The organism is Streptomyces sp. NBC_00569 (genome assembly GCF_036345255.1).
Lineage (GTDB): Bacteria > Actinomycetota > Actinomycetes > Streptomycetales > Streptomycetaceae > Streptomyces.
Genome location: NZ_CP107783.1, coordinates 761,122 through 782,357 on the forward strand (window position 1 = coordinate 761,122; position 21,236 = coordinate 782,357).

A 21,236-nucleotide genomic window follows, 5' to 3' on the forward strand; every position below is an offset into this window, starting at 1 on the left:
CCGGCGCGGACGCAGCAGTCGGGGCGGGAAGCCGCTAGGAAGCCTGCGACAGGTTCAGGTCGCGGTTGACGGCGCGGGCCGCGCGCTCGACGGTCGTGACGCCGTCCTCCATCGTGCGGCTGCCATGGGAGAGCACAGCCATCCCGTAGTCGTGACCGCCGCCGGTGAACACGCCGACACTGTTCACACGCCACCCGTTGGCCGAGCGCTGCAGCCAGCCGTTCTTGACGTGAACGGTCGCCGTTCCCGGCGCGCCGGCCGGCGTTCCCCAGCGCTGGTCGGGGACGACTCGGTTCATCAGCCGCAGGGCATAGGCACGGGCGCGCTCGCCGAGCACGTGGTTGTCCGAGGTCAGCAGCCGGAGGAGCTTCACCTGGTCGCCGGCCGTGATCTGGGTGAGCCCCCACGTGCCTTTCCGGCCGGGCACCGTGTCCCGCATCCCGGCCAGGTCGAGGAAGTGCTGGATGCCGGTGTGGCCGATCTGGTGCCAGAGGGCGTTCGTGGCGGCGTTGTCCGACTTGGTGATCATGTCGGTGGTCAGGTCGACCTCGCGCGAGGTCAGCAGACGGTGTTCCTCCGCGGCCTGGCGCAGCAGCGCGCCAAGGATCGCGACCTTGACCACGCTCGCCGAGTCGAAGGCCGTGCTCGCCCGGAACGTGCACGAGGTGCCCGTGGTCCGGTCGTAGAGCGCGAGCGCCGAGGTCTTGCCGTGCCCGTGGAGCGCGGTGGCTATGTCGCGCTCCAGGCGGTCCGCCAGTCCGGGCCGGTGCGAGGTGCACGTGACCGGGGAGCCTTCGACACTGCTCGTACCGGCCGGCGCGCCCGCCTGGGCAGGGACGCCGGCCGCGAAGGCGGTGAGCGCCGAGCCGGCGGCGAGGGCCGCGGCCAGTCCCTGCTTTGCGCGTCGCGTCAGCGGCATGTGCATTCCCGGCATGGAGGTTCCGTCCTGCTCTGTGTCTGCGATCGCATCGGCAGTTGGCGCTCGCCGTCGGCGGCGAGGCCGACGTCCTGCGACACGGTCGGGGCTTCGCCGATGCCCCGAACCGGGGCGGCTGCGCGCCGTCGGCGGGGAGGTCCGTCCGTTGCACTCGGTGTGCGGCGCTTCCTCGCGCGCGCCGGGCGGTCGACTGTCGGACGAGCGACCCGGATCCCGAATGACGGCGACGCTACAGGGACGGAGGAGTCCGCCGGGCACAGAGAGAGCTGGCATGTCCGCTATGCGCGTTTTGGTGGCGTGTGATGTTGTTCATTGCCGGATGTGTCACCACAACGGTGATCGGCTCGGTGGACGGGGGCACGGAAGGGTGACGTGGCCGGTCAGGGGCACGAACGCCGAGCCACTTACGATGATCGAGATGCATCCCGCTCCGGCTCTCCACCACCTCGACACTCCCTTCGTCAACTTCCGGGACTTCGACTTCGGCGGGGCCTCCCACGGGTACCGCTGGATCAGCACCAAGCGCTTCGGCCTGCCGCCGGACGCACCGGACGACCGCGCCCTCCTCGCCGCCCTGATCGCACACCCTCAGTTCCGGGACACGTACGACGGCGCGGGGGTCCAGGACTGGCCGCGGCACGGGCAGTGGTGGCTCGAGCGCATCACCCCCGGCACCTACCAGACCATCGACGCCTCCACGGCAACCGGCCGAATCCGCGCCTGGGCCGGCCGGCACGGCGACGTGCCGCAGGAGCTCGAAGCGCGGCTGGAGGAACACGTCTACGCCCCGATCCGCTCGGCGACCAGCCGATACGTACTGGGCGAGCTTCCCGAGGACGCCCTTCACGACTACGGCCCCATCCACATCGACTTCCACGAACTGGTCCTCGTCGACCGGCCCGCGGCCACCCTCAGCCTGCTCGTGGCGGCGGACGACTAGAGCGTGGCGCGCGGGTGGTCGACCGGTCCGTACTCGCACGGTCGGCTGAACTGGCCGACGCGCGTGGGTGGTTGAACAGGCACCCGCGCAGCACCCGTACGAGGACGACACGCACCCCCGGTACGAATAGGCTTGTCCGCCCTTCCCCGCCCGCATTACCGTGCAGCGGTGGATCTCTTCTCACGCTCCTGGACGGCGTTGCGCACCGCCGTCGCCGAAGTACCGGACGAAGACTTCGAGCGGGCCTCCGGCTGTGCGGGCTGGCTCGTGCGGGATCTCGTGTGCCACCTGGTCATCGGCGCCCAGGACGTCCTGATCACCTTGGTCACCCCGGCGGACTCCGAACCGACCGTGGACGCGGTCACGTACTGGGGCATCGTCGAACCTCCGACCGGCGAGGACCCGCTCGACGCGCTGATCCCCCGGCTGGCAGCCGCCTACGGCGAGCCTCGGTGGCTCAAGTTCCACTTCGACGACGTCGGTTCCGCGGCGGGCCGCGCCGCCCAACTCGCCGATCCCGCCGCCCGCGTCAGCACGCGCGACGAGGTCCTGACCGTCGGCGACTTCCTGTCCGCGTACGTCCTCGAATGGACCTTGCACCACCTCGACCTGATCGCACACCTGCCGTCGGCCGCCGAGCCGCCCGCCGAAACCCTCGCTGCGGTTCGCGCGACGCTGGAGAAGATCGCCGGGACTCCGTTCCCCGCCTCGTTCGCCGACACGGACGCGCTGTTGGTGGGCACCGGACGCCGCGCACCGACCGACGCGGAGAAGGCCGCGCTGGGCGACTTCGCGGCGAGGCTCCCGCTCGTCATCGGCTGAGTGAGAGGTTGCGCGACGGACGCGACCGGGTTCGGTGGCGCGCACCACTCCAGGCAGACATGGCCTCGCGCCAACGCGACGTCCGAATGCCGCCGGCGTTCGCTCGCACGGGCGGCGAGTATCGATCACGCCGGAGGTGCCTGCCTGCGGTCACACGTCGTCCGGTGACGCCTCGGCCGCACCCGGCGCGGCAGCACCTCGGACCCGCCCCGTACCGCCGCGCGAGAGACCCCTGCCTTGAACCAGCACACCCCCGGCCCGGACACACTCTTCAGCGACCACACGCCGGCCGGCGCACCGCCCCGCATTCCCCACAGCCCAACGATCCCGGCACTCGGCGAACTCGACTGGGCCGACCTGTACGGGCAGTTGAACGACGAAGGCGTCGCCGTCACCCCGCCGCTGCTCTCCCGCGAACAGTGCCAGGAGATCATCGACACGTTCGAGGAACCCGGGCTGTTCCGGTCCACCGTGGTCATGCAGCGTTACCAGTTCGGCCGCGGCACGTACAAGTACTACGCCGACCCCGCCGCCGTACCGCTCGTCCAGACCCTTCGCGAGCGGCTCTATCCGCCGATGGCGTGGATGGCCAACCAGTGGGCGCCTCAACTCGGTGAGCGCACCTTCCCCGGCACGCTGGACGAACTGATCGACGAATGCACGGACAACGGTCAGAAGCGCCCCACGCCGCTGATCCTGCAGTACGGCAAGGGCGACTACGCCTGCCTCCACCAGGACATCTACGGCGACGTCGTCTTCCCGCTGCAGCTCGCCGTCATGCTCAACCGGCCCGGCGAGGACTTCACGGGCGGCGAGAACGTGTTCGTCGAGCAGCGCCCCCGCTTCCAGTCCCGCGCCATGGTGGTCAAGCCGCGGCTCGGCCAGGCAATGATCTTCCCGGTCCGCCACCGTCCGATCCGCGGCGAGAACGGGTTCCGCCGTCACGCCGTGCGGCACGGCACGAACGCCGTCGAGTCCGGCCACCGCAACACTCTCGGTCTCATCTTCCACAACGCCCGCTGACCACCCCCGCCCGGCCCGCCGCGACCCCTCTCAACAGGGCACCGACCCCCGTCAACGTGATGTCCGAATCCCGCCAGACATAGCAGTACATAAGGCGCAGAGTTGGTTGCAGGACATCACCGCACGAGGAGACCCGGAAGGAACAGACCCATGACCGTCTACACGACGCTCGACAGCCCGCTGGGCGAACTGCTGCTCGTGGGCGAGGAGTCGGCCATCGCGAAGGGCGGCACCGCACTTGCCGCGCTGACCGTACCGGGCCGGAAGAACGGCGCCGTCGTCCAGGACGACTGGACCGAGGACACGGACGCGTTCGCCGAGATCAGCGCGCAGCTGCGCTCGTACTTCGACGGCAGGCTCACGCACTTCGACATCGAGTACACCGGCGGCGGCTCGGAGTTCCAGCAGCGGGTGTGGAAGGCCCTGGAGGCCATTCCCTACGGCAGCACCCAGACCTACGGCGACGTCGCCGCGCACATCGGCGCCCCGAAGGCCGCCGTCCGCGCCGTGGGTACGGCGATCGGCGCGAACCCGCTGCTCGTCGTACGCCCCTGCCACCGCGTGATCGGCGCCGACGGGGCCCTCACCGGTTACGCGGGCGGCCTTGAGCGCAAGCGGCAGCTCCTGGACCTGGAGAGCCCTCGCCGGACCGCCTGAACCAGAGACCTCCTGAACGACCCGTCTCCCCCGGTCCCGATGCGCATCCGCACCGTCCCGGGCCGGGGTGACACCATCATCGACCCGAGGATCCACACCATGCTGGACACCACGCGCCTGACGGGTCCGGTCACGGACCGCGTCGCCCATGAGAAATGGGGCGCCCTGGCGGACGAGCTCAACACCTACGGAAACGCCCCTACCGGCCCCCTCCTCACACCCGAGGAGTGCCGGCGGATCGCGGACCTCTACGACGACACCGAACGCTTCCGCACCACCGTGGACATGGCCCGCCACCGCTTCGGCTCCGGGCAGTACCGCTACTTCACCCATGAACTGCCCGGCATCGTCGGCGAGTTGCGGGAGGCGTTCTACCCGAGGCTGCTCCCCATCGCCCGGGACTGGGCCGGCAAACTCGGCAAGCCCGCACCTTGGCCCGACTCGCTCGACGAGTGGATCGGGATGTGCCACGAGGCCGGGCAGGACCGCTCGGCCCAGATTCTGCTGCGGTACGGGCCCGGTGACTGGAACGCGCTGCACCGCGACGTGTTCGGTGACATGCTCTTCCCGCTCCAGGTCGTCATCGGTCTCGACGCACCGGGAACCGACTTCACCGGTGGCGAGTTCCTGATGACCGAACAGCGCGCCCGCGCACAGTCGAGGGGATCGTCCACCACCCTGCTCCAGGGCCACGGGCTGATCTTCACCACCCGCGACCGGCCCGTCGCCTCGAAGCGCGGCTGGTCCAACGCGCCCATGCGGCACGGCGTGAGTACCGTGCGCAGCGGGCGGCGGCACACCCTCGGGCTCGTCTTCCACGACGCGGCATGAACCCCGACGGCGCACCCGCCCCGTCCGAGTCCGGGCGCACCTACACACTGCTCGGCCGGAACGGCACGCCCTATCGGAGCGCGACTCCCGGGACGCTCGGCGGACACCGCCGCGGACGCCTCTACGGGCGCCTGGACTGCCCGTCCGCATTGCGCGCCATCTCCCGGGGCCATTACGTCAGGCACCGGGTGTTCTTCCCGGACGAGGCCACCGCCGTCGCGGCCGGATTCCGGCCGTGTGCGGTCTGCCTGCCCGAGGAACACGCCCGCCGGCGAGCCGACGAGAGAGGACCCGTCACGCCATGAACGAGCTCTCCGACCGGGACGCGTCCCGCTCGCCCCTGATCAGCCCCGCGGAGCTGGCCGCGTACGGCGACCTGCCCCGGCCCTCGACTCACACCGATGCAGAACTCGCCGCACTCATGCGTCTGTTGACACCCCCGAAGTCGCGGATCGAGACCGTCGCCGTCGGGCGCAGCCGTGACGCGGCGTCCCGTGCGGCCGCCGACGCGTTCGCCATCGCGTGGACGGCGCGGGGCGGCAAGGTGCTCACGATCGTCGACTGGCCCGAGAGCGCGGCCTCCTGGCTGCGACCGGCCACCCGGCTCACGGCCGGACTCCCCGACGCATGGGTGGTGGCCGCGGCCCCGCTCGGATTCGCCCAACTGGCCCGCCGCCTGCACCACTCCACCGACTGGGACCCGTCCCGCACCTACGCGTTCGCCTCCCTCGGCGACTCACGCCTCCCGGCACTCACCGGCCCGGACACCTTGCACGGCCTGCGCGGAGCCACCGCCGACGGCGGCACCTGGGAGGTGCGCCGCGGCTGGGTCACCACGTACGACACCGCCGGCTCGACCTCATGACCGCACCGACAGCACCTCTCCGCGAGACGGAAACCTCGGCACTTCGTACAATTTGGCCCCGAACGATACCCTGCCGGGAACGCGCCGCGGTGGCGCCGAAGGAGTGTGCTCGTGCCAGGCCAACGATCCATCACCGAAGCCGAGAAGCTGGCGGAGGCGAAGCTCGGTGGAATGCCGGTCCGCCATGAACAGATGGCGGTGGTCGCCAACATCTACCGGGCCGCCTCGGCCGTCCGTCAGCATCTGGAGAACTCGGTCCTGCGCGAGGCCGACCTCACCTGGACCTCGTTCGTCGTGCTCTGGGTGATCTGGGTCTGGGGTGAGTCCGAGACTCGTCACGTGGCCGAGGAGGCCGGCATCTCCAAGGGCACGCTCACCGGGGTGTCCCGCACGCTGGAGGCACGGCACCTGGTGCGGCGTGCCGGGCACCCGAGCGACGGCAGGCTCGTGCTGCTCAGCCTCACGGACGAAGGTGAGGAGCTGATGCGGCGGGTGTTCCCGAAGTTCAACGAGGAAGAGGCCTTCGTCGCCGGGCAGCTCAGCGAGGAGGAGTGCCGCAGCGTCGCGGACGGGCTGCGCCGGGTGGTGCTCCAGGTCGAGGAGCACGGCGAGGAGCGCAGGCTCGACCTCCTGGACGGCGCCGAGCCCGCCCCCCGCCGCAGCGGGCGCCGCCCCAAGGCCTGACCGGCGCCGAGGGCAGCGTCAGCCGTGCGCGCGCGCCGCCCGGACCAGGGCGTCGAAGATGCCTTGCTGCGCGCCGTCCTTCTGTGCCGTGTCCTCCGGATGCCACTGCACTGCGGTGAACCAGCCGCGCACCTCCGGGAGTTCGAGCGCTTCCACCGTTCCGTCGGCGGCACGGGCGGTGACCCGTAGTCCGGTGCCGAGCCGGTCCACCCGCTGGTGGTGGTAGCAGGACGCGTCCACCTTCTCGGTCCCGGTGGCCTGTTCGAGAAGCGACAGGCGCTCGATCGCCACCGGGTGCACGATGTGCCGGTGCTCGCGTTCGGGGCCGCCCATGTCCTGGTGCAGTGTGCCGCCGAGCGCGGTGTTGACCACCTGGAGTCCCCGGCAGATCGCCAGCAGCGGCATCGCGGCGCCCAGGGCCTGACGGGCGAGTTCGAGGTCGAAGGCGTCCTGGGTGTCGTCGACGTCGTAGACGCTGGCGTGTGCCGCGGCGACTCCGTAGCGGTGCGGTGCGATGTCGCCGCCGCCGGGCAGCAGCAGGCCGTCGAAGCGGGCCAGCCGGGCGGCCACCTCGCCGGGGTCGGCGGTTCCGCCGGGCGCGTGCGGGTGGAGGGTGACCGGTTCCCCGCCCGCGTTCCACACCGCCTCGATCAGGGCGCGTGCGTTGACCTCCGCGGCGTATCGAAGTGCTGAGGTGGAGTCGGCGAAGCGGGCCGGTACGGCGATGAGGGGGCGGGTCGTCACAGCTGGATCCAGGTGGTCTTCAGTTCGGTGTACTTCTCCAGCGCGTGGGCGGACTTGTCCCGGCCGTTGCCGGACTGCTTCATGCCGCCGAAGGGCACGGTGAGGTCGCCCTCCTCGTAGCAGTTGACCCACACCGTTCCGGCCTTGAGGGCGCGGGAGACCTGGTGAGCGGTGGACAGGTCGGAGGTCCACAGTCCGGCGGCGAGTCCGTACTCGGTGGCGTTGGCCAGCGCGACGGCCTCGTCGAGGTCGTCGAAGGTGAGGACGGACAGGACGGGGCCGAAGATCTCTTCTCGGGCGAGCCGCATCCCTGGGTCCACCTCGTCGAAGACGGTCGGCCGCAGGAAGCTGCCGCCGGTGTCGGACAGGGTGCGGGTGCCGCCGGTGCGCAGTCGCGCACCCTCGCTCGTGCCCGCGCCGATGTGGTCGAGTACGCGGCCGAGGTGGGCCTCGCCGACCAGGGCGCCCATCTCGGTGGCGGGGTCGAGGGGGTCGCCGACACGCAGTTCACCGGCCCGTCGCACGATCGCCTCGGTGACACGTTCGGCGACGGAGGTGTGGACGAGGAGGCGGGAGGGTGCGGTGCACATCTCGCCCTGGTTGAAGAAGATCCCCCAGGCGGCGGTCGCGGCCGCCTTCTCCAGGTCGGGGGCGTCGGGCAGGATGATGTTGGGTGACTTGCCGCCCAGTTCGAGCCAGACGCGCTTGAGGTTGGAGTCCGCGGCGTAGTGCAGGAAGTGCCGTCCGACGGCCGTCGACCCCGTGAAGGCGAGGACGTCGACGTCCGGGTGCAGTCCGATGGCGCGCCCGGCGGTGGGGCCGTCGCCGGTGACGACGTTCAGGACGCCGGGGGGCAGGCCCGCCTCGGTGGCCAGCCGCCCCAGTCGCAGCGCCGACAGGGGTGAGTTCTCGGAGGGCTTGAGGACGACGGTGCAGCCGGCCGCGAGCGCCGGGGCGACCTTCCAGGAGGCAATGGTCAGGGGGAAGTTCCACGGGACGACCGCACCGACGACTCCGGCCGGTTCACGGGTGACGAGCGCGAGCGCGTCGGGCGCGGTGCGCGGGGACTCGTCGGTGAGTTTGTCGGCCAACTGCCCGTAGAAGCGGAAGGTGTTGACGGCGGCACGCAGCTCGATGTCGTACGCGTCCGTGATGGGTTTGCCCATCTCCAGGCTCACCGTGAGAGCGAGGCTGTCGCGCCGTTCCTCCAGGAGGTCGGCCAGGCGGAGCAGTGCGCGGCCGCGGTCAACGGGGGCGAGGCGGGGCCACGGGCCGGCGTCGAAGGCGCGGCGCGCGGCGGCCACCGCGGCGTCGACCTCGGCCACACCACCGTCCGCGACCTGTGCGAGGACCTGTCCGTCACGGGGAGACACGGCCGCGTAGGTCGCGCCGCCGCCCGGTTCGTCGGCGCCGTCGATGTGGTGGAAGCCGGACAGGTCCAGCTCCTTGGCGCGGCTCAGCCACTCGTCGTGGGTGAGTTCCAGCATGGTGTGGCCTCCGGCTCACTGAACATGTTTGAGGTCAAATGAAATCGTGTCCGCACGTCGGGGTGCGCCGGCGGCCTGCACGCCGGGCGCACCCCGACGGGAACGGACGACGTCAGGCCGTCGCGCCCCGCCGCGCACGGACAGCCCGGGCCGCGACGGCGCTCAGCACGAGGACGGCCGGGACGCTCAGCACGAGCCAGGTCGCCGTCTCGGCCGAACCGCCGATGAGTGTCGTGAAGTTGGCCAGGATCACCCAGATCGCGCCCCCGATCCCGAGCGCGCCGAGGGCCGGGGCGATCAGCGTGTTCCAGGGGCGGATGTCGAGGCGTTCGCGGCGGAAGAAGACGATCACGGAGACCGACGTCAGGAAGTACAGCAGCATCATCGCGAGGACGGCCACGCCGCTGAACCAGGAGAAGAGGCTCAGCACGGGGTCCTTGCCGAGAAGCGCGAACGGCACGACGAGCAGCAGCGCGAGCGCGGTCTGCACGGTGCCGGCGGCCCAGGGCGAGTGGCGCCGGTTGAGCGTGCAGAGCCTGCGCGGGAGCACCCCCTCGCGGCCGAGCGAGAACAGGTAGCGGTTGGCGGAGTTGTGGAAGGCGAGGATGCCGGCGAAGAGCGAGGTGGCGAGCAGGACCGGCAGGACGTCGCCCGCCCAGCCGCCGAACAGGTCCGCGACGGGCGAGAGGACGAACACCACGCCGTCGCCGCCCGCCAGCGCCTTGCCGGCGGCCGCGGTGGCGTGCGAGGCCCCGTAGGCGGAGACGAGCATCCAGGAGGTGAAGGCGAAGAAGCCGGTGACGACGGCGACGGACAGGTAGGTGGCGCGCGGAACGGTCTTCTTGGGCTCACGTGCCTCCTCTCCGTAGATGGCGGTGGCCTCGAATCCGAACATCGACGCCACCGCGAACATCAGCGCCACCCCCGGTGCCCCCTGCAGCGCGGCCTTCGGCGAGAAGCTCTCGGCGAAGCCGAGTCCTTCCGGGCCGCCGCCCTTGACCAGGGTGACCAGGGCGAAGACGAGCAGGATGCTGAACTCGGCGAGGACGAAGACAGCGAGCACCTTGGCGCCCATCTCGATGCCCGCGGCGCCGAGCACCTGGACGATCACCATCGTGACCACGGCCCAGACCCACCAGGGCGCGTCGAGGCCCGTGTACTGCGCCACGAGCCCGCTCACGATGGACCCGTAGAGCCCGTACATGGCGGCCTGGATCGTGCAGTAGGCGAAGAGTGCGACACCGGCGCTGCCGGTGCCTGTGGTCCGGCCCAGGCCCCTGCCTATGTACGTATAGAAGGCGCCCGCGTCCACGACATGGCGCCCCATGGCGACGAAGCCGACCGAGAAGAGGAAGATCACCGCCCCGGCGACGGCATATCCGGCGGGGGCGCCCGCGCCGTTGCCGAGACCGACGGAGATGGGGAGGGCGCCTGCGATGCCGGTCAGCGGCGCCTGCGCGGAGAGGACGAAGAAGAGGATGCCCACGACGCCGAGGGCGTTGGACTTGAGCTTGCCTGCTGTGGGCGGGTCCTGCACGGTCTGTTGCCTTGTGACCGTCTGACTGTCCACGCGGATCACCTGCCGGGGATGAGGGAGGGGCGATTCGTTTCAGGCCAAACGAGTTGCCCCATAGTCGGATGGGACCCGGCGTTTGGCAAGGCCCTGCGGGATGGTGTTCCGGTTGGGCTCCACCTGTCCCTCGACCCCGCGGGGGCGAAGGGTCAGGCGTCTTCTTCGGAGTCGGCCCCGAGCCCGCGCAGCAGGGACCTCAGCTCCTCCAGAGCGGCCTCGGTCATCTCCGGTTCGCCCAGCACCAGCTGGTGCAGGACGAGGCCGTCCAGCGCGGCGAAGACGAGCCGCATGAGCGCGGGGCTCGCATCCTTCGGAAGCATGCGGTTCAACTCGCGCTGGGCCGCGTCGAAGTACTCGTCGTACAGGGTGCGCAGCGGCGGCAGCAGCTCCGGCCTGCGACGGGACTCCAGCATCAGCTCGTACTGGAACGCCTGCAGGTCCGGGTTGCCGGCGACCATCTCCGACAGCCCTGCCGAGAAGTCCGCGGTCCTGCCGGTGCCGGACTCCATGGCGCTGGTGTGGAGGCTGGTGTGCACCGTGTGAGCCAGCGCCGCCTCGACGAGGGCGTCGCGGGAGCCGAAGTGGTGCACGACCAGACCGTGGGTGACACCGGCCTCCTCCGCGACGGCGCGGTAGGTCAGTCTGCGCAGGCCACCGCGGGCCACCACCCGCACGGCGGCGTTCAGGAGCGCGTCACGGCCCGCTCCGTAGTCCAGCCGTTTGCGCGCTCTGCCACGAGGGCTTCGGCTCGTCTTCTCGTCTGGCGCTTCGGCGGATTCGGTCACGTCAGGGACCCTACCTAGCCCGCGGTGGCTGCTCGTCGTTCGCGCAGCACCGCGCTCGGGCGCCGCGCCGGGCGGCTTCGGAGCCGGCCCGGCACGGCACGGTTCGTGATCCGTCAGCCCCGGTGGGGCGGGCGGATGCCGCGGAACTCCCAGTCGCCGCCCAGAGCGGTGGACAGGACCTCCTCGGACTCGGTGGGCTGGGCGCCCACGTCGGAGCGGATCGCGGTGGGGCCGGTGACGATGTGGTTGGTCAGCCGCCCCAGGCCCTCCACCTCCACCTCGACGATGTCACCGGGCTGTACGGGACGTGAGTTCGCCGGTGTGCCGGACAGCAGCACGTCGCCGGGGTACAGCGTGATGGTGCGGGCGATGTCGGCCACGAGGTAGTGCATGTCCCACTCCATCTCCGCGGTCGAGCCGTCCTGCACCACCTCTCCGTTGACGTAGGTGCGCAGGTACTTGTCGTGGAAGTCCCAGTCGGTGACCAGGCCCGGGCCGAGCGGGCACAGCGTGTCGGAGCCCTTCACCCGCAGCATGGACCCCGCGTCGGTGTCGCGGAAGTCGTGCAGGCCGTAGTCGTTGGCGACCGTGTAGCCCGCGATGTACTCCCCCGCGTCGGCCGGCGAGATGTTGCGCGCCGTCCTGCCGATCACGATGGCGACCTCGCCCTCGTAGTTGAGCCACTTGCAGCCCTCGGGGCGCACGATCGCGCCCTTGTGGGCGTTGAGGGCCGAGGTGGGCTTGTGGAAGTACGTCGGGGTGGGCGTCAGCTCGATCTGGAACTCGTCGACGCGGCTGCGGTGGTTGAGATGGACGGCGACGACCTTCGAGGGGACGACCGGGGGAAGGTGCTGGGCGTCCTCCACCTTGACGCGGCGGCCGTCACCGGCGACCAGTTCGTCGTCCTCGCGGAGGACCTGGACGGCCGCGCCGTCCAGGAGGATGCGGCGGTACTCGGGCATGAGGGGGCTCCTAGGCGCGGCGGTGGGGGTTGTGCGGGGCGGGTCGTGCGGGCAGGCCGCTGCCGGTCCAGCCGCCGGCGGGGCGGTCGAACCACAGGTGGACCTGGCCGGTGCCGATCGAGTTCTCGTACTCGCCGTACTGGCGTGCCCTGGCGACGCAGGCGCGCTCGCCGAGGGCGCCCGCCATCATCAGGTAGTGGAAGAACTTGGCCTCGGGCTTGAACTTCCAGAACTCGGCCATCGTGTCGATGACCTTGTCGTGGCGGCCTTCCTTGAACCAGGCGATGCGTTCGTGGTCGGCCTCGCGGGCCTCGGGGGTGAAGATGTGCGCGGGGTCGCTCGATTCGTGGTCACGCAGTTGCCGCAGCGGCCAGAAGGTGTGCGACAGGGCGCCCGAGGCGATGAGCAGGACGCGGCGGCCCGGGGTGGCGGCGATACCGTCGGCGAGCGCTCGTCCGAGGCGCAGGTGGTCCTCCATGTCACCGGTCTGGCAGACGCCGATGGTGACCCACTTCTTGTCGGGCAGGCCCTCGCCGAGGAACTTCCACAGGTTGGTCGTGGCGTAGTAGATCGGCAGGTACGGGTCGTCGATCGCGGTGATCCAGGTCCCGTGCTTGTCCGCGAACCCGGCTATGTTCTCGGCGAGTTCCGGGTCGCCCGGGAAGTCGTAGGGCATCCGGCACATGCCGCGCGGCAGTTCTTCGGAGGTGAAGAGGCCGGCCCGGCGCTGCTGGGCGGTGACGACGAATTCGACGGTGGTGGCCCAGTGCGAGTCCAGGACGACGACGGTGTCGTACTCCTGGGGGGCATCCCGCTCGAAGACCTCGCGCCGCAGTTCGTGCAGGCCGGTGACGAGGGTGATCTCCTTGCCCTCGTTCAGTTCCAGGCGTGTCTCCTGCGGGAGCACGACGGTGGGCACGTGGGCGAGCAGCCCTGCCCCGACGATCTCACCCATGGTCCCGCCAGCCCTTCGGCGCCGTCACTGTGTTCTTGAGGTCGCAGTAGAAGTCGAAGCTCCAGGTGCCTCCCTCGCGGCCCACTCCGGAGTGCCGGGAGCCGCCGAAGGGTGCTTGGAGGTCGCGTACGAAGAAGCAGTTGACCCAGACCGTGCCGGCGACGAGCCGGTCCGTGACGCGCTCGGCGCGCCCGCGGTCGCCGGTGGCGACGGTCGCGGCGAGCCCGAATCGGGTGTCGTTGGCCAGGCGGACCGCCTCGTCCTCGTCGGTGAACGTCTGCAGGGTCAGGACGGGGCCGAAGACCTCCTCCTGCACGATCTCGGAGTCCTGGGCGACATCGGTGAGCAGGGTCGGCGCGTAGTACTGGCCTTCGCCCCGTCGGCCGCCGATGACGGCGCGGGCGCCGGCGGCGAGGGCCCGCTGCACGAAGCCGTCGATCTTCTCCAGCTGGCGGGTGTGAATGGTGGGGCCGATGTCCGTGGTCTCGTCGCGCGGGTCTCCCTGCCGCAGGGCCGAGGCCTTCTCGGTGAAGCGTCGGGTGAACCCCTCCGCGATCGTCTCCTCGACGAGGATGCGGGTCGCGGCCAGGCACACCTGTCCGGCGTTGTCGTACTGCTCGACGGCCAGGTCGACGGCGAGGTCGAGGTCGGCGTCCGCGAACACCAGCAGTGGTGACTTCCCGCCGAGTTCGAAGCTGGCGGGCACCAGGTTGGCGGCTGCCGCGGCGGCGATGGTCTTCGCGGTGGGCACCGATCCTGTGAAGCTGATGCGGCGCACGTCGGGGTGGGTGACGAGGGCGCTGCCGGCCTCGGCGCCGTAGCCCTGCACGACGTTGAGGACTCCGGCGGGGAGTCCCGCCTCGGCGGCGATGTCGGCGAACACGGAGGCGGTGAGGGGCGACCACTCGGCGGGCTTGAGGATCACGGTGTTGCCGGCGGCGAGCGCCGGGGCGATCTTCCAGGTGGCCAGCATCAGAGGTGCGTTCCACGGGGTGATCAGCACGCAGGGGCCCGCCGGGTCCCAGCTGACGTGGTTGGTGTGGCCGCGGGTGTCGAAGTCGTCGTGGCCGAGGCCCACGAGCCAGTCGGCGAAGAAGCGGAAGTTGTGCGCCACGCGTGGCATCACTCCGCGCCGGTGCGAGCGCAGCAGGGCGCCGTTGTCGTGGGTCTCGACGATCGAGAGGTCCTCGATGCGCTTCTCGACGGCGTCGGCGACGGCGTGCAGGATCCGGGCCCGCTCGGCGCGCGGGGTGGCCGCCCAGCCGGGGAAGGCCGCGCGGGCCGCGGCGACGGCGGCCGACGCTTCTGCCGCCGTGCCGCGGGCGATCTCGCCGAGGACGCTCCCGTCGATCGGCGAGACGTCCACGAAGGTGTCGGCGGAGGCGACGCGTTCGCCGCCGATCCAGTGCCGGGTGTCGACGGTGACACCGGCCACGGTGAGGGTGTGTTCGCTCATGTCCAGTCTCCAAGTGGCATGTGGTGGGCGGGAGTCACTCGGCTCCGGAGGTGCCGGACTCGAGCAGCGTGCCGCCGTCCCACACGACGCCGACCTGCCGGTAGTAGGCGGCGATCGGCTCCCTGATCTCCAGTCGGGCCAGCTCCTCGGTGGGCGCTTCGAACAGCTCCAGCTCCGCGTCACCGATCCACGCCTGACCGGCCTCGAAGGACGCGGCACCGGTCTCGATCAGCTCGTCGAGAGCCAGTCCCTTGCCCTTCTCGACGGAGGGCAGCCAGCGGTGGTGGGCCATCGGGTGGCTGTTGACGAAGCCGTTGGTCTCGGACGGTTCGCGCAGGGTGACCACGGCCTGCGCCAGGCGGCGGTCGGCCGCGGCGAGGGTCGCGCCGAAGCGGGCGCCGGCTTCGATCCGCGGGGCGGGCCCGTAGGGGTGGGGGCGGGTCTGGTGGATGGAGCCGAGCTTCTTCGGGTAGCCCTGGTGCAGGCCGCGCGCGACGGCGAAGTCCTTGTCGACCCAGATGTACACGCAGCGTGAGTAGGTGCGGCCCTTGTACTGGCAGCGCACCACCGCGAAGGCTTCCTTGTACTGGGCGAGCACGGGGTCGAGCAGCTGGCTCCCGTCCGCGGCGCAGGACTGCCAGTCGGCCCAGATCAGCGCGACGGCGCCGGGGTCGTCGTCGGCCGGCTCCAGGGGTTCAGGCAGGAGTTCACGCACCCGGGCGGGGTCGGTGCGGTACTCGACGGTGAGCAGGTCGCCGGAGTAGTGCCACGGCGGGGAGGGAATCAGCGAGGCGTCGCCGGTCGCCGTCTTGGGGTGGAAGTATCCACGGACGCTGGCCATGACTGGGGGTTCCTTACGAGATGAGGGCGGGCTGCGCGAGGAGCTGGGCGCGGTAGCGGGCGGCACCGGTGGTGGCGGCGGGGCCGCCGAGCGCGACCACCCCGACGAGCCGGTCGTCGCAGTGGTAGCCGACGAGGACGTCACCTTCCGGGTCGCCGTCCAGGACGCGCACGTCGGCGATGCCGAGGGCGGGTGCGCCGAAGGACTGCAGCCGGAACTCGTGCTGGTCGCTCCAGAAGGTGGGCAACGGGGCGAACGGCGCGGGCTGCGCCACGCTGCCGACGAGATGGGCCACGAGGCTCTTCGCGGCGTGCTTGGCGGTGTCGGTGGGGATCGACCAGTGCTCGACGCGGCGGGGTACGCCGTCGTAGCGGGCGTTGGGGAAGCGGGCGACGTCGCCGACGGCGACGACGTTCGGGTGGCCGCCGACGCGCAGCTGCTCGTCGGTCAGGACCCCGTCGGACAGATCCAGGCCGTTGCCGTCCAGCCATTCGGTGTTGGCGACCGAGCCGACGGACTCCACGACCACATCGGCCGGAAGCACCGTCCCGTCGGTCAGGACGACACCGGTCACCCGGTCCTCGCCCTCCAGGCCCGCGACACCCACGCCGAGGGCGAAGCGCACGCCGCGTTCCTCGTGGCGCCGGTGCAGCGAGCGGGCCAGGAGTTCGCCGAGCGGGCGGAGCATCGGCAACGGCTCGGGGTCGACCACCGTCACCTCGCCGACGCCGAGGCCCTTGGCGGTGGCGGCGACCTCGCAGCCGATGAAGCCCGCACCGATGACGACGACGCGAACGCCGGGCCGGGTCAGTTCGTCACGCAGGCCCCGGGCGTCGGCGAGGGTTCGCACGGTGTGCCGGCCGCTGCCGGGACCCGAGGGACCGTCGCAGCGCAGTCTGCGCGGCCGCATTCCGGTGGCGACGACCAGACCGTCGAAGGCGAGTTCCGTACCGTCGTCGAGCCCGACGACGCGCTCGTCGAGGCGGGCGGAGGCAACGGTCGTGCCCAGCCGCCACTCGACGTCCGCCGCGCTCGCGCGGGGCGTGAACGCGAGCGACTCGAAGGATGCGGTACCGGCCAGCACGTCCTTGCTCAACGGCGGCCGGTTGTACGGCATATGGGGCTCGTCGCCGATGACCGTGATCGTGCCCGTCCAGCCGGCTGCGCGCAGCTGTTCGGCGGCGCGCAGGCCGCCCATCGAGGCACCGGCCACGACGACGCGCCCCGGACTCCGGGGGACGCCGTGTCCCGTCTCGGCCATCTCAGGCCTCGATCCGGATGGCCTGCAGCGGACACACGTCGGCGGCTTCCTCGACCTCGTCGCGCAGCGCGTCGTCGGGGTCGCTGACGTAGGCGAGGCGCCCGGTGTCGTCCAGCTGGAAGACGTCGGGGGCCGAGAAGACGCACTGTCCGTGGTCCTGGCACTTGTTCATGTCGACGACGACCTTCATGGCCGGTCCTCCTGGAGGTGAGGGCGTCGGGGCGCACTGAGGGAAGTGGGGCCCGGCTCCGTGGCCGGGCCCCTGCCAAAGGGGTACGGATGGCCGCACTCCCCAACTCGTTTGGCTTCAAACAACATAAGAAGCGAACGGACCCTGGTCAAGAGCTATCCAGATGGATAAATTCTTTCCCTGCACCCCTTGCGGAGCGGTGCGGCCGTCCATACCGTTTGGCACCAAACAACGGGTGGACGCCGGTCTGGCGTCCGCAGCCCGACGCCGGGCCCTCGCCGGGCGGGCCACCCCGCCCGGCTGCCGGCCACCACGCCCCCGTTCACATCCGCCGAGGAGACATCGGTGAGCGCTCAAGACACCCCAGAAGTCCGCACCGCCATGGACCGGCTCGCCGCCGACGGCATCGACGTGGTCCGGGTGACGTACCCCGACCTGATCGGCACCGACCGCGCCCGTGACGTCCTGCTCGACCATCTGCCCTCGGCCTGCGACCACGGCCTCGCCTTCTGCCGCGCGGTCTACCACACCACCCCGCAGGGCGGCGTGGTCCCGGTCCGGGGCGGCCTCGACGCGGGCCTTCCCGACGTGACCGTACGACCCGACCTCTCCACCGCCCGCGGGCTGCCCTGGGAGCCGGGCGTCGCCTGGTGCCTGGGCGAGACGACCGACCCCGCGACCGGCTCCCCCAGCCCGGAGTCCCCGCGCGATCTGCTGCGCTCGGTGCTCGCCCGCTGCACACAGGCGGGGCTGCGACCTGTCGTCGGCCCCGAGCTCGAGTACTTCCTGCTCGAACAGGACACGGCCGCGCCGACCGGCTGGCGCCGCTACGGACAGGGCGTCGCCGGGGTCGTCTACACGGCCGGACTGCGCGCCGACGCCGAGAACCACCTGCTGCCCACCCTGCGCAAGCTGCGCGATCTCGACATCGGCGTCATCAGCGCGAACCACGAGTTCGACGCGGGCCAGTTCGAGATCAACCTGACCCACTCAGAAGCGATGGACGCCGCCGACCGCGCCTTCCTCTTCAAGGCGGCCGTCAAGGAACTCGCCCGCAAGGACGGGAAGTTGGCCACCTTCATGGCCAAGCCCTTCAACGACGCGGGAGGCTCCGGCTTCCACCTCCACTTCTCCGGCGAAGCCGCCGGTGACTCCGTCGCCGAGGAGGGCGGCAACGTCTTCGACGACCCCTCGGGCGCCTACGGTCTGTCGGACACCGCCCGCCACGCCATCGCCGGCATCCTCGCCCACGCACCCGCGCTCGCGGCCCTGCTCAACCCGACCGTGAACTCGTACAAGCGCTTCGGACCCGACACGCTCGCGCCGTGGCTGATCGACTGGGGCCTCGACAACCGCAGCGCCATGGTCCGCATCCCGCCCGAGCGCGGTTCCGGCGCCCGCCTGGAGCTCCGGCTCGGCGACGCCAGCGCCAACCCCTATCTCGCGACCGCGGCGCTGTGCGCCGCCGCGCTCCTCGGCATCCAGGACGGCAAGGAGCCGCCGGCGCCCCTGGAGGGCTACGGCTACGACCCCGAGAAGTCCCAGATGCTGCCGACGACCCTGCCCGCCGCACTCGACGCCCTGGAAGCGGACGACGCGCTGACCGAGGTCCTCGGCAAGGACTTCACCGAGTCCTTCCTCACCTACAAGCGCGACGAGGTCGACCGCTTCAACCACCACGTCACGGACTGGGAGTTCACCGAGTACTCCTACCACCTCTGACCTGCCGCACCACCTTCAGGAGCACCCTCATGACGAACCCGACCGACGCCCTCGACCCGACCGAACCCATGCCGCTCGCCGACGTCGACCTCGCCGACCTCGACAACTTCACCGACGGCGTCACCCCCTGGCGCATGTTCCACACCCTGCGCCACGAGGACCCGGTCCACTGGCAGCCGGAAGAGGCCCCCAACTCGGGCTTCTGGGCCGTCACCCGGCACGAGGACATCGCACGCGTCGACCGCGACGCCGAGACGTTCACCTCCACCAAATTCGTCAACCTCGAAGAGGTGGACGACGACCAGATCAAGACCCGCGCCTCGATCCTGGAACTCGACGGAGTGCGTCACCGCGCGATGCGCAGCCTGCTCCAGCGCCAGTTCGGCGCGAGCGTCATCAACAGCTACACCGACTTCCTGCGCGGGCTGACCGCCAAGACCCTGGACACGGCGCTCGCCAAGGGCAGCTTCGACTTCGTCAAGGAGGTCTCCGCCGACTTCCCCATCAACGTACTGGCCCGCCTCCTGGACGTGCCGCCGGAGGACAACCAGCAGCTCATCGACTGGGGCAACCGGATCATCGGCAACACCGACCCGGACTACGCGGACGTGCTCCTCGGCAGCGAGGAGAGCGAGAAGTACCGCCACCTGCCGTTCCGTTCCCCCGCCTCCCTCGAAGTCTTCGAGTACGGACGCGAGTTGGCCCGTCAGCGACGCGGCGGAAACGGCACCGACCTGGTCTCCAAGCTCGTCAACGAGACCCCCCGCGACGGACTGCCGCTGTCCGGACAGGACTTCGACAACTACTTCCTGCTCCTCGTGGTCGCCGGCAACGAGACCACCCGCCACACCATCACGCACTCCATGCTGGCACTGCTCCAGCACCCCGAGCAGCTGGCCCGCCTCCAGGAGGACCCCTCTCTGATCCCGACGGCGGTCGAGGAGTTCCTGCGCTGGGCGTCCCCCGTCTACCACTTCCGCCGCACCGCGACCCGTGACGTCGAACTGGGCGGGAAGCAGGTCAAGGAGGGCGACAAGGTCGTCATGTGGTACGCCTCCGGCAACCGTGACGAGAAGGTCTTCGGCAACCCGTACGACTTCGACGTCGCCCGCGCGGACAACGACCACGTCACCTTCGGCAAGGGAAGCCCGCACCTGTGCCTGGGCAACCTCCTTGCCCGCACCGAGATCCGCATCATGTTCGAGGAGCTGATCCCGCGCCTGGCCGGCATCCGCCTCACGGGCGAGGTGCCGCGCGTCCGCTCCAACTTCGTCAACGGAATCAAGAAGCTCCCCGTGGAGGTCACACTGGCCTGACAAGCCCTCCCCGACTGTCACCCGCCGCAGAGACGCTGCGCGAGATCGATCAGCTCGCGCAGCCGCAACACCCGTCTTCCCGTCCGTGGCGGGCGACTTCGGCGCCTCATAAACCCCTGTCGGCCGCGCAGCGCTTCGTGCCAGAATCCGCGCATGTCGGTTCGATATCCGCGCCCCCTGCGTCCCGGTGACCGTATCGGTGTCACCTCTCCGTCGAGTGGTGTCCCGAAGGAGATGAGTGCGCGCCTCCAGGTCGCTGTCCGTGAGGTGCAGGACCGTGGGTACGAGGTGGTGGTCGGGCGGTGCATGGACGGGTCCCGGCACGTCAGTGCCTCGGCCGCCGATCGTGCGGACGAATTGATGTCGATGCTGACCGATCCCAGCATCAGGGCGGTCGTCCCGCCGTGGGGCGGGGAGACGGCGATCGATCTGGTCCCGTTGCTCGACTGGGACCGGCTGCGCGACGCCGAGCCGACCTGGTTCGTCGGGTTCTCCGACATCTCGACCCTCATCACGCCGCTGACCCTGCTCACCGGCACCGTGACCGTCCACGGCAACAACCTCATGGACACGCCCTATCGCGTACCCGAGGGACTGCTGACGTGGCTCGACATCGTCGCCGCTCCCCCGGGCCACCGCTTCACGCAGACTCCGCCCGGCCGCCACCGTTCCGGCGGCTTCGACGACTTCGCCGTCTACCCGGACATCCGCGACTACACGCTGAACGCCCAGGGCACCTGGACCCGGCTCGACGGCAGCGGTGACGTGGAGGCCGAGGGACGGCTCATCGGGGGCTGCATCGAGACGCTGTGCGATCTCGCGGGAACCCCCTACCTCGACGCCTCGGCCTTCGCCCGGGACGAGGCCCCCGACGGACTCCTCGTCTACGTCGAGGCGTGCGAGGACAACGCCTTCACCATCTGCCGGAACCTGCACGGCATGAAGCTCGCCGGTCTCTTCGACCACGCGAACGCGATCCTCGTCGGCCGGACCAACGCACCGGACCGCCGCACCCTCACCCAGCACGAGGCCGTGCTCGACGCACTCGGCTCCCTGAACGTGCCGATCGTCGCCGACCTGGAATGCGGCCACATCCCGCCTTACATGCCCATCGTCAACGGCGCGCTCGGCCGCATCGTTCACACGTCGACCCGAAGCGAACTCACGCAGACATTGGCCTGACGA

22 protein-coding genes are annotated in these 21,236 nt (G+C 70.7%); 11 read left to right on the top strand and 11 right to left on the bottom strand.

All coding sequences use genetic code 11. The annotated features are described in order from the left end of the window. Positions 1-34: 34 nt before the first annotated feature. On the bottom strand, positions 35-925 hold the full coding sequence (locus tag OHO83_RS03540; RefSeq protein WP_330280711.1) for a serine hydrolase: 891 nt from the start codon (positions 923-925) through the stop codon (positions 35-37). Positions 926-1,355: 430 nt separating this feature from the next. Between OHO83_RS03540 and OHO83_RS03545 the strand changes: the two genes are divergently transcribed. The 8 genes from OHO83_RS03545 to OHO83_RS03580 all read left to right on the top strand — a co-directional run bounded on the left by OHO83_RS03545 (position 1,356) and on the right by OHO83_RS03580 (position 6,759). After that, positions 1,356-1,877, top strand: coding sequence for a hypothetical protein (locus OHO83_RS03545; RefSeq protein WP_330278639.1), 522 nt, complete (start codon positions 1,356-1,358; stop codon positions 1,875-1,877). Positions 1,878-2,045: 168 nt separating this feature from the next. Next, positions 2,046-2,699, top strand: coding sequence for a maleylpyruvate isomerase N-terminal domain-containing protein (locus OHO83_RS03550; protein WP_266678979.1), 654 nt, complete (start codon positions 2,046-2,048; stop codon positions 2,697-2,699). Positions 2,700-2,936: 237 nt separating this feature from the next. After that, entirely contained in the window at positions 2,937-3,722 is a 786-nt protein-coding gene (locus OHO83_RS03555; protein ID WP_330278640.1) for a 2OG-Fe(II) oxygenase, read from the top strand. Positions 3,723-3,872: 150 nt separating this feature from the next. Further along, positions 3,873-4,379: a methylated-DNA--[protein]-cysteine S-methyltransferase gene (locus OHO83_RS03560; RefSeq protein WP_330278641.1), complete on the top strand. Its 507-nt coding sequence runs from the start codon at positions 3,873-3,875 to the stop codon at positions 4,377-4,379. A 99-nt stretch (positions 4,380-4,478) separates the two neighbouring features. Then, entirely contained in the window at positions 4,479-5,210 is a 732-nt protein-coding gene (locus tag OHO83_RS03565) for a 2OG-Fe(II) oxygenase (RefSeq protein WP_330280712.1), read from the top strand. Next, the gene (locus OHO83_RS03570; RefSeq protein WP_266678971.1) at positions 5,207-5,515 is read left to right on the top strand and encodes an Ada metal-binding domain-containing protein; all 309 of its coding nucleotides are present in this window, start codon (positions 5,207-5,209) and stop codon (positions 5,513-5,515) included. Before OHO83_RS03565 ends, OHO83_RS03570 begins: the two co-directional genes overlap by 4 nt. Next, positions 5,512-6,075 carry a hypothetical protein gene (locus OHO83_RS03575; RefSeq protein ID WP_330278642.1) on the top strand — a complete coding sequence of 188 codons (564 nt, stop codon included), beginning with the start codon at positions 5,512-5,514 and terminating at the stop codon, positions 6,073-6,075. The genes OHO83_RS03570 and OHO83_RS03575 overlap by 4 nt, the downstream gene beginning before the upstream one ends. A 111-nt stretch (positions 6,076-6,186) precedes the next feature. Next, positions 6,187-6,759, top strand: coding sequence for a MarR family winged helix-turn-helix transcriptional regulator (locus OHO83_RS03580; RefSeq protein WP_266678967.1), 573 nt, complete (start codon positions 6,187-6,189; stop codon positions 6,757-6,759). 18 nt (positions 6,760-6,777) lie between these two features. Here OHO83_RS03580 and OHO83_RS03585 read toward each other — a convergent pair whose 3' ends face one another. The 10 genes from OHO83_RS03585 to OHO83_RS03630 form a co-directional block, all read right to left on the bottom strand. Further along, entirely contained in the window at positions 6,778-7,503 is a 726-nt protein-coding gene (locus OHO83_RS03585; protein WP_330278643.1) for a gamma-glutamyl-gamma-aminobutyrate hydrolase family protein, read from the bottom strand. Further along, entirely contained in the window at positions 7,500-8,990 is a 1,491-nt protein-coding gene (locus OHO83_RS03590; RefSeq protein ID WP_330278644.1) for an aldehyde dehydrogenase, read from the bottom strand. The genes OHO83_RS03585 and OHO83_RS03590 overlap by 4 nt, the downstream gene beginning before the upstream one ends. A gap of 112 nt (positions 8,991-9,102) precedes the next feature. Next, the gene (locus OHO83_RS03595; protein WP_266678961.1) at positions 9,103-10,560 is read right to left on the bottom strand and encodes an APC family permease; all 1,458 of its coding nucleotides are present in this window, start codon (positions 10,558-10,560) and stop codon (positions 9,103-9,105) included. Positions 10,561-10,712: 152 nt separating this feature from the next. Continuing rightward, a complete protein-coding gene (locus OHO83_RS03600) occupies positions 10,713-11,348 on the bottom strand; it encodes a TetR/AcrR family transcriptional regulator (protein ID WP_266678959.1) in 636 nt (211 codons plus the stop codon). 113 nt (positions 11,349-11,461) lie between these two features. After that, complete coding sequence (locus OHO83_RS03605) at positions 11,462-12,310, bottom strand: fumarylacetoacetate hydrolase family protein (RefSeq protein ID WP_266678957.1); 849 nt, start codon at positions 12,308-12,310, stop codon at positions 11,462-11,464. 10 nt (positions 12,311-12,320) lie between these two features. Continuing rightward, positions 12,321-13,265 carry a 3,4-dihydroxyphenylacetate 2,3-dioxygenase gene (locus tag OHO83_RS03610; RefSeq protein WP_330278645.1) on the bottom strand — a complete coding sequence of 315 codons (945 nt, stop codon included), beginning with the start codon at positions 13,263-13,265 and terminating at the stop codon, positions 12,321-12,323. Next, a complete protein-coding gene (locus OHO83_RS03615) occupies positions 13,258-14,721 on the bottom strand; it encodes an aldehyde dehydrogenase (protein WP_330278646.1) in 1,464 nt (487 codons plus the stop codon). The genes OHO83_RS03610 and OHO83_RS03615 overlap by 8 nt, the downstream gene beginning before the upstream one ends. A gap of 34 nt (positions 14,722-14,755) precedes the next feature. Next, positions 14,756-15,562 (bottom strand): acetoacetate decarboxylase family protein, encoded by an 807-nt coding sequence (locus OHO83_RS03620; protein ID WP_266678951.1) that lies wholly within the window; start codon positions 15,560-15,562, stop codon positions 14,756-14,758. Between the two features lie 13 nt (positions 15,563-15,575). Then, on the bottom strand, positions 15,576-16,823 hold the full coding sequence (locus OHO83_RS03625; RefSeq protein ID WP_266678949.1) for an NAD(P)/FAD-dependent oxidoreductase: 1,248 nt from the start codon (positions 16,821-16,823) through the stop codon (positions 15,576-15,578). 1 nt (position 16,824) lies between these two features. Then, positions 16,825-17,013: a ferredoxin gene (locus OHO83_RS03630; RefSeq protein ID WP_100593447.1), complete on the bottom strand. Its 189-nt coding sequence runs from the start codon at positions 17,011-17,013 to the stop codon at positions 16,825-16,827. Between the two features lie 345 nt (positions 17,014-17,358). Here OHO83_RS03630 and OHO83_RS03635 point away from each other — a divergent pair, with 345 nt between their 5' ends. The 3 genes from OHO83_RS03635 to OHO83_RS03645 all read left to right on the top strand — a co-directional run bounded on the left by OHO83_RS03635 (position 17,359) and on the right by OHO83_RS03645 (position 21,233). Next, complete coding sequence (locus OHO83_RS03635; RefSeq protein WP_329432056.1) at positions 17,359-18,735, top strand: glutamine synthetase family protein; 1,377 nt, start codon at positions 17,359-17,361, stop codon at positions 18,733-18,735. Between the two features lie 29 nt (positions 18,736-18,764). After that, a complete protein-coding gene (locus OHO83_RS03640; RefSeq protein ID WP_266678944.1) occupies positions 18,765-20,051 on the top strand; it encodes a cytochrome P450 in 1,287 nt (428 codons plus the stop codon). 153 nt (positions 20,052-20,204) lie between these two features. Then, on the top strand, positions 20,205-21,233 hold the full coding sequence (locus OHO83_RS03645; RefSeq protein WP_329432057.1) for a S66 family peptidase: 1,029 nt from the start codon (positions 20,205-20,207) through the stop codon (positions 21,231-21,233). Positions 21,234-21,236 lie beyond the last annotated feature (3 nt).